This is a genomic window from Pseudarthrobacter sp. WHRI 8279, from assembly GCF_040224115.2.
Classification (GTDB): Bacteria; Actinomycetota; Actinomycetes; order Actinomycetales; family Micrococcaceae; genus Arthrobacter.
In genome coordinates, this window is sequence record NZ_CP168162.1 from 1,382,911 (window position 1) to 1,396,395 (window position 13,485).

The 13,485-nt window shown below is 65.5% G+C and carries 16 protein-coding genes; 8 read left to right on the forward strand and 8 right to left on the reverse strand.

Features of this window, described 5'->3' with window-relative positions:
- Nucleotides 1-2: 2 nt before the first annotated feature.
- The 5 genes from ABRP28_RS06220 to ABRP28_RS06240 all read right to left on the reverse strand — a co-directional run bounded on the left by ABRP28_RS06220 (nucleotide 3) and on the right by ABRP28_RS06240 (nucleotide 3,988).
- Nucleotides 3-1,163 (reverse strand): alpha/beta fold hydrolase, encoded by a 1,161-nt coding sequence (locus ABRP28_RS06220; RefSeq protein WP_350002461.1) that lies wholly within the window; start codon nucleotides 1,161-1,163, stop codon nucleotides 3-5.
- The gene (locus ABRP28_RS06225; protein WP_066276524.1) at nucleotides 1,163-1,435 is read right to left on the reverse strand and encodes a hypothetical protein; all 273 of its coding nucleotides are present in this window, start codon (nucleotides 1,433-1,435) and stop codon (nucleotides 1,163-1,165) included. The genes ABRP28_RS06220 and ABRP28_RS06225 overlap by 1 nt, the downstream gene beginning before the upstream one ends.
- A gap of 72 nt (nucleotides 1,436-1,507) precedes the next feature.
- Nucleotides 1,508-1,978: a hypothetical protein gene (locus ABRP28_RS06230; RefSeq protein WP_374152938.1), complete on the reverse strand. Its 471-nt coding sequence runs from the start codon at nucleotides 1,976-1,978 to the stop codon at nucleotides 1,508-1,510.
- A gap of 198 nt (nucleotides 1,979-2,176) precedes the next feature.
- A complete protein-coding gene (locus ABRP28_RS06235; RefSeq protein ID WP_350002463.1) occupies nucleotides 2,177-2,998 on the reverse strand; it encodes a nuclease-related domain-containing protein in 822 nt (273 codons plus the stop codon).
- A gap of 168 nt (nucleotides 2,999-3,166) precedes the next feature.
- Nucleotides 3,167-3,988, reverse strand: a complete 822-nt coding sequence (locus ABRP28_RS06240; RefSeq protein ID WP_350002464.1) for a hypothetical protein — start codon at nucleotides 3,986-3,988, stop codon at nucleotides 3,167-3,169.
- 592 nt (nucleotides 3,989-4,580) lie between these two features.
- On the opposite strand from ABRP28_RS06240, the gene ABRP28_RS06245 reads away from it, so the two are divergent.
- The gene (locus tag ABRP28_RS06245; RefSeq protein WP_350002465.1) at nucleotides 4,581-5,153 is read left to right on the forward strand and encodes a hypothetical protein; all 573 of its coding nucleotides are present in this window, start codon (nucleotides 4,581-4,583) and stop codon (nucleotides 5,151-5,153) included.
- Here the strand turns inward: ABRP28_RS06245 and ABRP28_RS06250 are convergent.
- On the reverse strand, nucleotides 5,146-6,006 hold the full coding sequence (locus ABRP28_RS06250; protein WP_350002466.1) for a hypothetical protein: 861 nt from the start codon (nucleotides 6,004-6,006) through the stop codon (nucleotides 5,146-5,148). The two genes, ABRP28_RS06245 and ABRP28_RS06250, sit on opposite strands and share 8 nt — an antisense overlap.
- Complete coding sequence (locus ABRP28_RS06255) at nucleotides 5,990-7,753, reverse strand: FAD-dependent oxidoreductase (protein ID WP_350002467.1); 1,764 nt, start codon at nucleotides 7,751-7,753, stop codon at nucleotides 5,990-5,992. The genes ABRP28_RS06250 and ABRP28_RS06255 overlap by 17 nt, the downstream gene beginning before the upstream one ends.
- A gap of 244 nt (nucleotides 7,754-7,997) precedes the next feature.
- On the opposite strand from ABRP28_RS06255, the gene ABRP28_RS06260 reads away from it, so the two are divergent.
- The 3 genes from ABRP28_RS06260 to ABRP28_RS06270 all read left to right on the forward strand — a co-directional run bounded on the left by ABRP28_RS06260 (nucleotide 7,998) and on the right by ABRP28_RS06270 (nucleotide 10,281).
- Nucleotides 7,998-8,360: a UBP-type zinc finger domain-containing protein gene (locus ABRP28_RS06260; protein WP_350002657.1), complete on the forward strand. Its 363-nt coding sequence runs from the start codon at nucleotides 7,998-8,000 to the stop codon at nucleotides 8,358-8,360.
- A 142-nt stretch (nucleotides 8,361-8,502) separates the two neighbouring features.
- Nucleotides 8,503-9,669, forward strand: coding sequence for a cytochrome P450 (locus ABRP28_RS06265; RefSeq protein ID WP_350002468.1), 1,167 nt, complete (start codon nucleotides 8,503-8,505; stop codon nucleotides 9,667-9,669).
- 141 nt (nucleotides 9,670-9,810) lie between these two features.
- Nucleotides 9,811-10,281: a hypothetical protein gene (locus ABRP28_RS06270; protein WP_350002469.1), complete on the forward strand. Its 471-nt coding sequence runs from the start codon at nucleotides 9,811-9,813 to the stop codon at nucleotides 10,279-10,281.
- Nucleotides 10,282-10,292: 11 nt separating this feature from the next.
- On the opposite strand, the gene ABRP28_RS06275 is transcribed toward ABRP28_RS06270, so the two are convergent.
- A complete protein-coding gene (locus ABRP28_RS06275; RefSeq protein ID WP_350002470.1) occupies nucleotides 10,293-10,454 on the reverse strand; it encodes a hypothetical protein in 162 nt (53 codons plus the stop codon).
- A 286-nt stretch (nucleotides 10,455-10,740) separates the two neighbouring features.
- On the opposite strand from ABRP28_RS06275, the gene ABRP28_RS06280 reads away from it, so the two are divergent.
- The 4 genes from ABRP28_RS06280 to ABRP28_RS06295 all read left to right on the forward strand — a co-directional run bounded on the left by ABRP28_RS06280 (nucleotide 10,741) and on the right by ABRP28_RS06295 (nucleotide 13,379).
- Nucleotides 10,741-11,268, forward strand: a complete 528-nt coding sequence (locus tag ABRP28_RS06280; RefSeq protein ID WP_350002471.1) for a hypothetical protein — start codon at nucleotides 10,741-10,743, stop codon at nucleotides 11,266-11,268.
- A gap of 72 nt (nucleotides 11,269-11,340) precedes the next feature.
- Nucleotides 11,341-12,033, forward strand: a complete 693-nt coding sequence (locus ABRP28_RS06285; protein ID WP_350002472.1) for a histidine phosphatase family protein — start codon at nucleotides 11,341-11,343, stop codon at nucleotides 12,031-12,033.
- Between the two features lie 24 nt (nucleotides 12,034-12,057).
- Entirely contained in the window at nucleotides 12,058-12,612 is a 555-nt protein-coding gene (locus tag ABRP28_RS06290; protein ID WP_350002473.1) for a DUF3090 domain-containing protein, read from the forward strand.
- A complete protein-coding gene (locus ABRP28_RS06295; protein WP_350002474.1) occupies nucleotides 12,612-13,379 on the forward strand; it encodes an SCO1664 family protein in 768 nt (255 codons plus the stop codon). Before ABRP28_RS06290 ends, ABRP28_RS06295 begins: the two co-directional genes overlap by 1 nt.
- Nucleotides 13,380-13,485 lie beyond the last annotated feature (106 nt).

A 13,485-nucleotide genomic window follows, 5' to 3' on the forward strand; every position in this document is an offset into this window, starting at 1 on the left:
CCTCAGGCTGGGGACGTTTCGGCTGAGCTCGTGTCAACGGCCCGCAGCCAGGCGGTCAGTACCCCGCAGGCAAGCTCCAGGTTTCCCATCTGGCAGTGCCGGTCGGCGTGCTCGGCCCGGGTGAATGTGCGCGTGGTCACGCTTCGGGCAGCCACCAGCGCCTTTGCCTGCGCCCGGGCCAGTCCCGGCGGCTGGAAGGCGTCATGTTCGCCGCACATCAGCAGCACGTCCTGGTTCACGCGGCCGCTGCCCAGGTGTTCCTTGTTCATTCCCAGGAACCATTCGGCGACGTCCGCCGGATCGTTGCTGTCCAGCATGTACAGCACCTGGTCCACCACTGCGCGGAGGGTGGGAAACAACCGGGCACGGGTGCGTACGCTCCACCGCATGAAGCCGCGGTGCCGCACCATGGCACGGATCGGGCCGCGCGCCACGCTCGGCACCCTGTAGAGCCAGTCATAGACCGGCGGCCAGGCCACTACACGCTGGATGCGGGGCTCGCGTCCTGCGGCACGCAATGCCCAGTAACCGCCCATCGAGATTCCCACCAGGGCAGCCTGGCCGAGCCGGAAGTGGTCCAATACCGCCCCCACCGGCTTTTCCCAGTCGTGGTCGAAGGTGAGCCCATTCAGTGTCCGGGCACCGCCTTGGCCCGGACCTTCGAAGGCAACCACGTGGAATCCGGCGTCCGCGATCCGCTGGCAGACGGGGAAGAATTCCTCGATCAGGGAGTCGAAACCGCCATGCACCAGCACCGTACCGCCGGTTCGTGTGCCGGATGCCGGAAGCGCATAGGCCGGCAGCGACGCCCGGCCGTAGGGGATGCTGTGACGTGTCAGTCCGGCGCCGAATGCCGTGTCAAAGAGCTGCAGGTAGCGGCGGTAGCGGTCCGCTTTCTCCACTGACCGTGGCGGCGTGAAGAACTCCGCGATCCTCGCGTAACCTGCTGCCTGCCGGTGCCGGTCCTCGGCTGCGGCCCGGTTGGACAAGCCCTCGAACACGGCGGCACAGTCCTCCATCCCCCGTATGTGTGTGGCAGCGCCGAGCAGCTCATCCCGGTCCGCAAAGCCCAGGGCGTGGGCGCGGTTGAGCTGGTAGTTGATGAAGTCCCGCCGGTGGAACCGTTCAAATCCCACCGGCAGGGCAACAAGCGCTGGGCTCATCACTGCCCAGCTTGTGTGGTTCCAAACATCAGGGTCCGCCGCCGCACATCGTAGTAGACGGTGTCTGACCGTTTCAGGAGGCCATGGAGGACCTCGGCATCTTCGGCGTCGAGCGTGAGCACTTCTTCCCAGGCCCCTTGGTCGAGGACCAGCTGAAGGGTCCACGTACCAGGCTTTCCTGCGTCTCCGGCCACCCAGCTGAACTGGTAATGGTTGACCTGCCGGACTTGGATGCTGTCATCTGTGATCGGTTGTTTTGGCGTGGGGCTCATGGTCCCCTCCTCGTTTCGCTGTGGCGGGCCCGCTGCATAAGCCAAGCACCAATCTAGACCTGGTGTACCTCATCATCCAGAGCCGATTGATTCAGCCCGGTCGCGGAGGTTCAGCAGCATTTTGCGCATCATCCAGAAGTCGCCGAACTCAAGCAAGAGGGAGAAAGCGATAGTGGGCGAGAGCCACCGGTACCGCGAACGAACGCGGCTGATTAACCGCGTTGAACCGTCCGAACAAGGGTCGAGTTGCCACGTCCAGGTGGTGTCACCGGGCGTACCCCAGATCATGGACTTCGGTGCGTCCATCGCCTGGACTGGCATGCCGTGCTTGCCGTCGGGACTCATCGGCACGATGTCGCCCACGGCGAGCTTCTGGAGTTCGGGAATGATGCGGCGCGCGCTTGGACGGCCCAGGTTGTCGAGGATGTCGTAGCTGCACCAACCGGCCCGGGTAAGTCCGGCCTGGACCAGCCACGGCCAGATCTGCTCCGGTGGCGCGCCGACCGTGATGGCCCGCGTGGCGTTGAACGTTGGCCTCAGCACGAGGTCATCTCCGGGCAAAGCTCGCGAGACTTCTTCCGGCGTCGCACCCCAGTGGAGCTGCCAGGGACGCACAAACCGGGCGTAAGCGGCGATCGTAGCAGCGGATATGAGCACAACGCTCCAACGCAGGTGGGCTTGCATCACCCCAGTCTGAGCGGCACTCCCCTACCGCATCCAGAGGCCAACGTCCCGGCTGGTTCAGGGCCCGCCGAGGCCCTGGAGGATTGCGGCGCCCCACTGTGCGCTGTTAGCCAGCATCACAAACCCGATGGCCGGAACGCCTAACGACCAGGCCGCCTGCCGCCGTCGTGCCTGGTCCACAAGCAGCCGGAGGGCAGTGAAGCTGCGCTGAAGGGCCGGCAGATCGGTGGTGGCAGGAGGCTGCCGGCACCAGGTCCCCGGCCGGACAGCCGCCTGCGCTATCTGTGCCACCTGCTCCGTGCCCAGCACGGGCGGCATCTGGCGCAGCCAGGCAAGGAGCCGCGCCTCCCTCACCACAGCCACGCGCTCGGGCCGCGCTTTGATGGTTAGCTTCTTCGGGTTGACGATGACGACGACGCCGGTCACCTCGACAGGGGCGCCAGCCGCCGCGCTCAGAAGCTTTGCTGCCCGGGCGGCTTCGTGCCCAGAGCAAAGAAGGTGCCGTGTCCTCTTGCCCGCAACCAGGAGCGCCCGCCCCGCCACCCACACGGGCTGGCCGGAGTGATTCTTGGTGTTCAAGGTAAAGACTCCCGCCGGCCCCACCAGCACGTGGTCTATATCCGCGGAGCCTGTGCCCACCGGCACTGCATGCAGGACCAGCCACTCGGGACCGAGCCCCTCAAGGATCTGCCCGACGGCGATCTCGCCGAGCGCTCCTTTGTACCACGTGATGGTTTCCGGTCTGAGCGGGCTGGCACCAAAGACCCGCTGCAGCCAGTTGCGGGGCGGAACGCGGCTTTGGAGCGCCATCAGCTCTTCAAGCACTGCCTGCCCGGGAACCCGCTCGCCCAACAGCAGTGGTGTGGCATCAGCGCCCATGGCCGTCTCCCAAACTTTCGGATGCTGGACAGCGTAGATCCGGAAGGGTTCGAAAAACAGCGGCTGACGGTCCGGTTCCTGAATGCTTCCGGAATATTGACAGGACGTTGACCACTTCTTGCGGAAGCGTGAATTATCAACGCTTCGCAGCCTCCCGCCACGTCCCTTCTAGGGCAGCCCGTCCGCCGCGCCGAGCCCGCGCCGGGCCACAACGTACCCCCACAGCAACAGTGCGTGTGGACGCGTTCCCCGCCAGCTCAAGGGCATAGAAGAGCCGTCCCGCTCCACAACGGTGGCCGACCACCGGCGGCGTACCAGGCCGGGCCGGCGGAGCCGGAGATTGCCGAGGTAGGCATACGGGATCCACCGCCCTGCGTGTTGCTTGGCAAGCCTGACGGCACGCGCCGGCGTCACGGTGGCGCGCTGAAAGCGGGGATTCTCGCCCTGGTCCAACGGACCGTGCGGGATGGTTCCAGCGGGCAGGATAAGGATGCCGTTCATGTTGACCCACACTTGAACCCGCCGGCCACCGCTGGCGGCGTCCCCGCAAACCAGCCGGCACAGGTCATCATCCTCTTCAAGTTCCACCGGCTGCGGCGGATGGGACATAGTTGCTGAGATGTCCGGGGTGGCGCCGCCTCCGGCCGGGACATCCAGCTGCTCCGCGACAGAGGGATCATGCGCCCTGGCGTTGGCAGCTGCGACAGCCTGCATCACGGCTGCGCGCAGTCCATCAGCGCACAACCGGGGCGCGTCAACGGCGAACACCTCCCGATCGAGCTGGACGACCGAGCGGACGCCGGCCTGCCCGCCCAGGAGTTCGGCCAGATCGTCGTGGTCGGGGCGGACAAGCAGGCCAACTTCATCGCCCAGGCCCACCTGCCAGCCGTGGCCGGCAATCTCGGGTTCGGCCTCGAGCTCCACATCGATCCAGTCCGCCAGCTCCGCCGCACCAACCGGACTGAGATCCTCCCCTGGAATGCACGGCACGAGGAGTTCAAGACGGTGCAGAACATCAGCGGTGTGGACAGTACAATCATGCTTGTTCGGTCGGTGCTGCACCATCAGGCTCCCCCAGGATTAGTTCGGGCCAGGACCTGGACCGCCCCCAACGGCTGGCGTCCCGGTTCGCTTTCCTGGGTCCGCATCGAGATGTCATCGAATAAGCCGGTTTCGACGTGAGTTCGATAGTAAGCCATTTCACCTGGGACGACGCGGGTCCCGGACCAAAAGTTCTAATCCGGCACCCGAGCACGGTGCCGTGGTGCATCTGCGCCCTGGCAGCCGCGTCCGTTCCAAAGGGACCTTGGGCTCTGGGTTCCGGGCCGGCCGGGCCGTAGTCTCAGGGCATCCAGGATTTCCATGGCGGTGTCCACCGTTTCCGTAGGGTCCCCGGACGCCACTCACCGTAGGAGACACGAAGATGCTTCCACTTCGAACCCCGGACCACCGCAGAACGGCGCGCACTCCGGGGCGCTGGATTCCGGGAACCGTGGGGACTGCTGCAGCTGCCGGTGTCCTTACGCACGGCGTGCTGCCCCGTATTTTAGGCAAGTGGGGTGCTGCCGGGTCAGAAGTAAGTATGCCCCTTCCAGGCGATCACCTGATCCCTGAACCCGGCTCCGTGCAGACGATGGCCGTGACCATCGCCGCGCCGCCCGGGCAGGTCTGGCCGTGGCTGGTGCAGATGGGGGTTGACCGGGCTGGACTGTACTCGTACACGTGGGTTGAGAACGGGCTGCTCCATCTGGGCGTCACCAACGCAGACCGGATCCACCCGGAGTGGCAGGACCTCGCAGTAGGCGACATTATTGCCTTCACGCCCGCGCGTTACCCCGGAGGGCGTATGGGGCCCCGGGTGGTGGAGTTGGAGAGGGAGCGGCACCTCGTTCTCGACGCAAGCCCGGGCGCCCCGGCAGGCACGGTAACCGGCACGTGGCAGTTTATCCTCCACGCTGCCGACGACGGCGCGACGCGGCTGCTGCTGCGTACGCGCAGCAGCCCGGGCCGGCGCGCAGCGCTGCGCTTCCTGGATTTCCTGCTTCAGCCGGCCTACCTGGTCATGGACCGCGCGATGCTGTTGGGCATCAAGCAACGCGCTGAGCGGCGGACGCAAGAGAAAGAGCAAGCCAAGGCGGGAATTCCGCTCACCTAGCCTGGACGCGCGGCGAACGGGACAAAACGAGTGCCCATCCACCGGCCACACCAATGGCGAGCAGTACCGCGACGAAGCCGATCGCCTGCGCACTCGTCCATGCCAGGGCGCCGCCATACCGCAGCAGGGCAATTACCTGAAGAATGACGAAGGCAACGGAGGTCAGTGCCACGGGACGGACAGTGCGGAGGTCGCCGCTGAGCTGGCCCTGCGCGGCTGACCACCCAAGGCCGACCAGCCACGCTCCAACCGCCCTCGCTGTGAGCTCGGACAGTGTCCACGGCCACCACGCCGCAGCATAGGCGGGTACTGCCAGGAGCGCCACACCATAGATCAGCAGCACCCCGGCAATTGCCACCATGAGCAGGCGGAGCGCAGGGGGCAGTACCGGCCGTCCCGCCGTCACGGACCCTGGGACGCTACGAAGGGCGCGGATCTGAATCCAGCTGATCGCCAGCATGGCCACGGGCACGATTGCATAGATTGCCAGCCACGCCCAGGTGGCTACCTGGGCGAGGAAACCACTGTCTGCCGACAGGTGGAAGCGGTCAAGGTGAAGCAGGGTGACTCCGAGAGTAAGCGTGGTAAAGACGAACACGGGCCAGACTGCCAGCCTCGCTGAGTCCCAACTCGCTGACCGGGCACCCGTCACCTCCAGGCCGGCGGCGGACCAGTATGCCGCCCCGAGGAAGACTGCGGTCATAGGCGGATTGACTGTCCAGGCGAACCATTCCGCCGTCCGCAGCGGAAACACGAACAGCACCAGTCCGGCAAGAAACACCAGGAATGCGGCGACGTAGAGCAGCCGCCGCATTGCAGGAATCAACGGTGTGGCCTCAGTTGAAGCGGACATCACCGGGCAACTCCTCGCGTACGGCTTCCTCAGCAGGTGCAGCTTGCGAAGTGGGAAGGGGGTGTTCGGCCAGATAAGTGTGGAGCATCGAGACCACGGTGGCGCCATCCCCCACGGCGGTGGCTACTCTTTTGATCGAACCGGCCCGCACGTCCCCGATCGCGAATAGGCCGGGCATGCTGGTTTCCAGCGCCAACGGAAGCCTGTCCGGCTTCGGCCCGGTGCCACTGGCATCCCGGTTGGCCCCCGTGCGCAGAAAACCGGCCGGGTCGCGCTCCACTGTGTCGGGCAGCCAGGAGGTCCGGGGCACCGATCCGATGAGAACAAACAAGCCGCCCGCTTCGATCTCCTCGGCCGGGATTGCGTCGGGGGTTCCGGCTGCCGCGACCTTGACGGCGGCAAGGAATCCGTCCCGATCACGGGCCCCCGCTATCACGGCCCCATAGCGGATCGCCACGTTTCGGGTGGCCTCAAGCTGGGAGATGAGGTATTCGGACATACTGACCGACAGAGTGGGTCCGCGAACCAGCAGCGTCACCTTCTTCGCGAACTTTGCGAGGTGCAGGACCGCTTGTCCGGCCGAGTTGCCGCCACCCACAACGCAGACGTTTTTTCCGGCCATCGACGGCGCCTCCGAGACTGTGGCTCCATAAAAGACGCCCCTGCCCACCAGATCCTCGAGCTGGGGTATGCCAAGGCGGCGGTAGTCCACGCCGGTGGCAACCACCACTGTGCGGCACCGCACCACGCTGCCGTCGGAGATCGACACAGCGTACAGGGCACCATCCGCGTCCAGACCTTCCACCTTCCGTAAGAACAGGAAGTCCGTGCCCAAAGTCCAGGCCTGGTGAAACGAGCGGTAGGCCAGGTGGGCGCCACTCACACCGCGGGAGAAGCCAGGGTAGTTGCGGATCAACGAACTGGTGCCGGCCTGGCCGCCAACAGCTTCCCCCTCCACCACCAGGGTGGCAAGGCCCTCGGAGGAGGCATATACGGCGGTGGCAAGGCCGGAAGGACCGGCGCCCACAACCACCACATCGAAGATCTTGTCCGCCGGTGGCGGTCGCGTCACCCCCATCGCTTCGGCGATCTCCAGGTCACTGGGGTTCTGGAGGACAATGAGCGACGCGGTGAACTGCAGCACCAGGACCGGCAGCACGGGGTCGCGCAGGCCCAGGCCCTCCAGTGTCCGTTCGGCAGTCTCGGACCCGGCAGGATGGAAGCCCACGGGGATGTGGTTTCGGCTCAGCGAGTCGCGCAGCGCATGGGTCCTTTCGTCGCCTATCCCCCCGATCAGCCGGACCGCCTCGAACCCCACCCCCTGGGCCAGGTGCCAGTCGTCGAGGGCGTCGGTGATCGCCCCGTGGAATTCTTCGTCGCGCGGGCGTTCAGGCCGGATGATCAGCAATTCCGCATGCCCCTGCCCGATCGCCCGGAACACTGTCGGGGCGCTGGCGAAGTCACCCCACGTCACCACAACCACGCGCTTGGCGGCCGGATGAAAGCCATAAGCACGACGAAGGAAATCGAGGCCGCCGCGGTCGGCGGGTCCGTAGCACCCGAGTATGAGGGCCACCGGCCGGTTCCAGCGCCGAAGCCCCTCGAGCACGGCCCGCCCGTGGGCGTGGCCGGCGCAGGCCACCACCTCGTAGTCGGCACCGTAGCGCCGGCGTAATTCATCCCCAAGAATGCGCCGGGAATCCGGGTCTGGGGTAGCAATCAGCATGATCGGAACCGAGTCATCCATGGCCGCCGTCTTTCCGGTTCAATGGTTCGGTGGCGCTCACGATACTCGCGGTAGGACACTAGCGACAAGGGGTCCTGCACACCTCCGCGAAGGTCCTTCCTTACCGGGGCCGAGGCTGCATTAAGCCCGCCGGCGGCCGGGATTCTGTCATTCCAAAGATGCGGAGATTCTGCCAGAATGGCTCCCGACGACGGGCCGGCAGCATGACCTGGACAGGACCGGAGCGATGGAAGTGGAGGAGCCCATGGAGGACCGCCCTATCCCGGGAATCAGCCTTACCGCCACACCCAGCGGAACGGGGTGCCTGGAGTGCCTCAGCGGCGACGGCCCAGGATGGTGGCTGCATCTTCGCCGCTGCGCCCAATGTGGCCACATCGGATGCTGCGACTCCTCACCCTCACAGCACGCCAGTGCCCACGCGCGCACCGCCGGTCACCCCGTGATGAGGTCCTTTGAACCTGGGGAGGCCTGGTTCTACGAACACACCACAAAGAAGTTCTTCCGCGGACCAAGGCTTCCGGATCCCCAGTCCAGGCCACCGGAGCAGCCGGCACCCGCACCGGCAGACAAGGTACCGGCAAACTGGCGGGAGCGCCTGCACCAGTAGGCAGTGATTTGGAATCAACGGGGCCAACGCCGGCTAATGACCCGGGAGCTGGCAGTGGCTAAAATCAGGGTTCCACGCTCCAACCGGCTGAGGCACGGCGTCCGTGGAGCCGAAGAGTCCCAGGCGAGCAGAGAGGCCAGCCATGGATTTCAGCACGTCCCCTGAATATCAGCTCGACCCTTTCCCCCACTACGAACACATGCGGGAAACCGCCCCCGTCCATTACGACGAACAATCGGGGAGTTGGCACGTCTTCCGGTACGACGACGTTCAGCGGACATTGTCCGAATATGCGACGTTCTCCTCGCACATGGGCGGTGACGATGCTTCGGGGACGGGCCAACTGTTCGCCTCAAGCCTGATCGCCACAGATCCCCCAAGGCACAGGCAGCTGCGTTCCCTGGTCACCCAGGCGTTCACTCCCAAAGCGGTGGACGCACTGGCGCCCCGCATTGCCGGGCTCACGGACGAGCTTCTGGGGGGAATCGCGGCCCGGGGCAGCGCCGACCTGATTAAAGAGTTGGCCTACCCGTTGCCTGTCATAGTGATTTCCGAACTCATGGGCATCCCCGCCCAGGACCGTGAGCGCTTCAAACAGTGGTCCGATGTGATTGTCAGCCAAACGCGGAGCGGGTCGGCCAGCGAGAACCACATTGCCGCAAACATGGAGATGACCCAGTACTTCCTGGCCCTGATCGACGAACGCAGGAGCCGGCCGGGACATGACCTGATCAGCACCCTGCTGGGAGCGGAGATTGACGGCCAGAAACTGACGGTGCCGGAACTGCTCGGTTTTTGCGCTTTGCTGCTTGTCGCAGGCAATGAGACCACCACCAACCTGATCGGCAACGCCGTTTTGTGCCTGACTGAGAACCCCGGCACCATGGACCGCCTGCTGAGGGAACCCGCCCTGCTGCCCCAGACCATCGAAGAGGTGCTGCGTTTTCGATCGCCGGTCCAGTCCATGTATCGGCTGACTGTCGCGGAGACTGCCCTGGGAGACGAAGTCATTCCCGCCGGCGCACCGGTCGTGGCCTGGATAGGCTCCGCCAACCGCGATGAGCGGCAATTCCAGCGGCCCGCCGAGTTCAATGTTGACCGCGGCCAGAACCGTCATCTGGCATTCGGCCACGGCATTCACTTCTGCCTCGGCGCGCCGCTGGCCCGGCTAGAAGCCAGGATCGTCCTAGAGGCCCTGCTGGCCCGTTTGCCCGGGCTTTCCATGGAACAGGGCGTTCACCTGCAACGAATGGACAGCACCATTGTCTACGGACTGAAGGCACTCCCGGTGAGTTGGCAGCCGGCCTGACCGGCAGGACCTGGTACGACCATGGAAGCGAGGGACACGCGACATCTGGTTGCGCTTGCCGCGTGCTCGCTGATCACTCTGGCGGGGTGCTCCTATGACTACCCTGAGCCGGGGTATCCGCCACCAGGTGGCACTGATTCATTGAACAAGCCAACCACCGCCCCTGATGCGTCGGCTGCGTCCCCGCCGGTTAATGTCGACCCGCTGGTCCTGGAGCGGGAGGTCAAGAACTATGGTGAGCTGGACCGGCTGCTCAAGGCAGTACCGGGACCCGCCATCCTTTTTGAGGAGGGGCCACTGGATGGGCCGGTCAGGGGCTTTGGAACAATGGAAAAGGTGCCGGCGGCCGGGAAGTACACCGTCACCGCTGCCTGTGTTGGTGCAACAGGGGCCAAGGTTTCCGTCGGCCAGGAGCATCCTGGCGCGCCCTTCCAGCCTCTGGAGCTCACGCTGGATTGTGCTGGGGCCACTTCGAAAGTCATAGAACTCGAGCAGGGCTACGTTTTCGCGCACCTCGTCCTTCCCGGGCCCGGTGATACTCCGTGGACGGGGGCAGTTGGCGGGGTGCGTGTGACACGCCCCGTCCCGGCAACAGATGAAGGCGGACGGTAACGCCCCACTGCTCACTCCGGCTGGTCCTCAAGGGAGGCGATGATACTGCCGCAGCCCTGGAAGAACATTCGCCGGCCAAGACCGCCGTCAGCCCAGATCCAGACAATGGAGTAGTCGCCCGTCATGGCATCCACGACGCCCGTGCCGGAAAGGCCGGCGTCCAGAAAGCTCACCCTCTCCCCTATTGCGAACCGGGGATGCCGGATCCTCTTCCGGCGCAGCCTTGCGTGGGAGGTTCCGGCTACCACGGGAAGACGCCTGTTGGCCGGGAGGTGAACACGTTCATGAAATTCCTTGGGTCGCGGGCGGTTCTGCCAGCTCATTACAACCCTGCCCGCTGCTCCCAGGTCACGCATACACGTGGTGAAATCACCATAACCGCATTGGTGGGACGCTGCACCGGGGACGCTTGTTTTCCGAATGTGACCGGCGAACACCTTCCAGCCATAGACTGCATCCATGAAAACGGGTTGGGGGATCCTGGGCGTCGCCGCGGTGATCGCGGTCACGCTGCCGGCCGCCGCCGGCTGCAGTACGGCGTGTCCCGCCATTGGCTACGTCAGCACCCTCGAAGTGACCGTTCAAGGCGGTGCGGAGGCTGTCGACGACGTCCAGCTGTGCACGGACGAGGGGTGCTCGGCGCCGGAACCCACTGCGGCCCCAGCCCCTTCCATCGCGGTCACCGACCATTGGATACAGCTGCCCGGTGGAGGATTCTCCCCCGCACCCGGCCCAAGTATTCCGCCGCCCACCTACCCCGACACCCGCTACATCGGCAGCAGGCAGGGCGAGGACACCTGGCGGTTCACCTTCATCCTTGGTCCGGTACCAAGCCATATCACCCTGCGCGTCCTCGCTGAGGACGGCCCGGTGCTTGCCGAGCAGGTGAACGATCTGGAGTGGACCAGGGAAGACCCGTTCAATCCTTGCCCCGGCCCGGTCACTACTCCCCCGGTGGTCTTCTTGGTGGGTGCACTATCACCGTGAGTAAGCTGTGACCGGCAGATTTTGATGGGTCCGGGTGGGCGCTGCCATCGAGCGGGTGGATAGGCTGGGTCAATGGCGACAGTAATCCTCGTGCGGCACGGCCGCACCACAGCCAATGCCACTGGACTGCTGGCCGGCCGGGCTGCCGGCGTCAGCCTTGACCAGACTGGCCGCGAGCAGGCGGCTCTGACCGGAGAGCGGCTCGCGGCAGTGCCCTTAGCAGGGGTGGTATCGAGCCCCCTCGAGCGTTGTCAGCAAACCGCCCAGCTCATCCTCGACCGCCAGGCCGGCACCCCTTACGCACCGTTGGAACCCGATCTTACCGAGTGCGATTACGGCCAGTGGCAGGGCCGCACGCTCACTGATCTCGCAACCGAAGATCTGTGGGCTGCTGTGCAATCGCAGCCGTCCGCCGTCATCTTTCCCGGCGGTGAGTCCATGGCCGGGATGCAGGCTCGGGCGGTGGCAGCCATTCGACGCCACGATGCCGCCTTCGAAGCCGAGTACGGGCCAGGAGCCGTATGGGCCGCGGTGAGCCACGGTGACGTCATCAAATCAATCCTTGCCGACGCGCTGGGCATGCACCTCGACCTGTTCCAGCGCATCAACGTGAGCCCTGCCTCCGTATCGATCGTGCGCTACAGCGGCACCCGGCCAAGCGTTTACGCAACCAACACCGAGGCCGGGGACCTGTCGTGGCTGTCGAACAGCATCCCTTCTGCCGACGCGCCGGTGGGCGGCGGTGCAGGGCAACAGGCGCCATGAGGCGCCTGTGCCTAAAATGCTCTTATGCCTACACGTGTTCATGAGTTCGACTGGCCTGATCGGGTCGTCGTCGGCACCATTGGCCTTCCGGGGGCTCGGACGTTCTACCTGCAGGTGCGGGCAGGGAACCAGATCGTCAGCATCGCCATGGAGAAGCAGCAGTCCGCCCTGCTCGCGGAGAAGATCGACGAAATCCTCGACCAGCTTCTCACCGTCGAGGGCAACCCTCACAGCGTTCCCACCAGCACTCCCATCGAACTGGTTGACAATGACGGGCTCGAGGCCGTTGAGGAGCAGTTTCGGACCGGCGCCATGGGCTTAGGGTGGGACCCGACGACGGCGCAGGTGGTGATCGAGGCCTACCCGATCACCGATGTCGACGCTGAAAGTGACGACGAATCGCCAGATGAGGATGACGCCGAGGTGCCCGAAATGCTGCTGGTGCGGATGCCCGTTGGCACCGCCCGCGCATTTGCTAAGCGCACGCGGGAGGTTGTGGGCGCCGGGCGCCCAGCGTGCCCGCTCTGCGGTTACCCCGTAGACGCCGACGGGCACGTCTGCACTTTGCCCGAGGCCTGATGCCGGCGCCGGACCTGGTAGCGGCCGCGCTGACGCTCACCGGGCGTATTACGACGGCGTCCAACGCCACTTTCGTGGGCAGCATCGGCGACACCATGGTTGTCTACAAGCCGATAGCCGGGGAAAAACCGCTGTGGGATTTTCCCGACGGCGTCCTGGCCCACCGGGAGGTTGCCGCCTATCTGGTCTCGGAGGTCCTCGGCTGGAACGTGGTGCCCCGCACCTGGCTGCGGGATGGTCCGCTAGGCGAAGGGATGGTGCAGCTCTGGCAGGAGAGAGACCCCGACCAGAACGCGGTGAACCTCGTTGCGTCGGACGACGTACCGGAGACCGGTTGGAAACACGTCCTCGAGGGTCAGGATGAGACCGGACGGATGGTCGCCCTCATCCACGAGGACTCTCCGGCGCTCAGACGCATGGCGGTGTTCGACGTCGTGGTGAACAACGCCGACCGCAAAGGCGACCACATCCTCGCCATGTCAGGAGGGCACCGGCACGGTGTGGACCACGGGCTTACCTTCCACCGCGACCACAAGCTGCGCACGGTGCTGTGGGGCTGGCTGGGAGACGCCCTGACGGCCCAGGAACTCGAGGGCATCGACCGTGTCAGCGCAGGACTGGAAGGTGAGCTGGGCCGAAACCTGGCAGACCTGCTCAACGCCGAAGAAATTGCGTCGCTCGCCGCGCGCTGCGCCCGGTTGCGCCTTGCTGGCCGGTTCCCCGCTCCAAGCGGTCAGATGTCGGCGGTGCCCTGGCCGCTGTTCTGAGCAGGAACCGCAGCCTCTGCAAAACAAGGCACGAAAGAGGCCCGAACCCGCGCATCACGCGGGTCCGGGCCTTGACCAGCCCTTCGGGCGGGCCTCAGACGGAAAC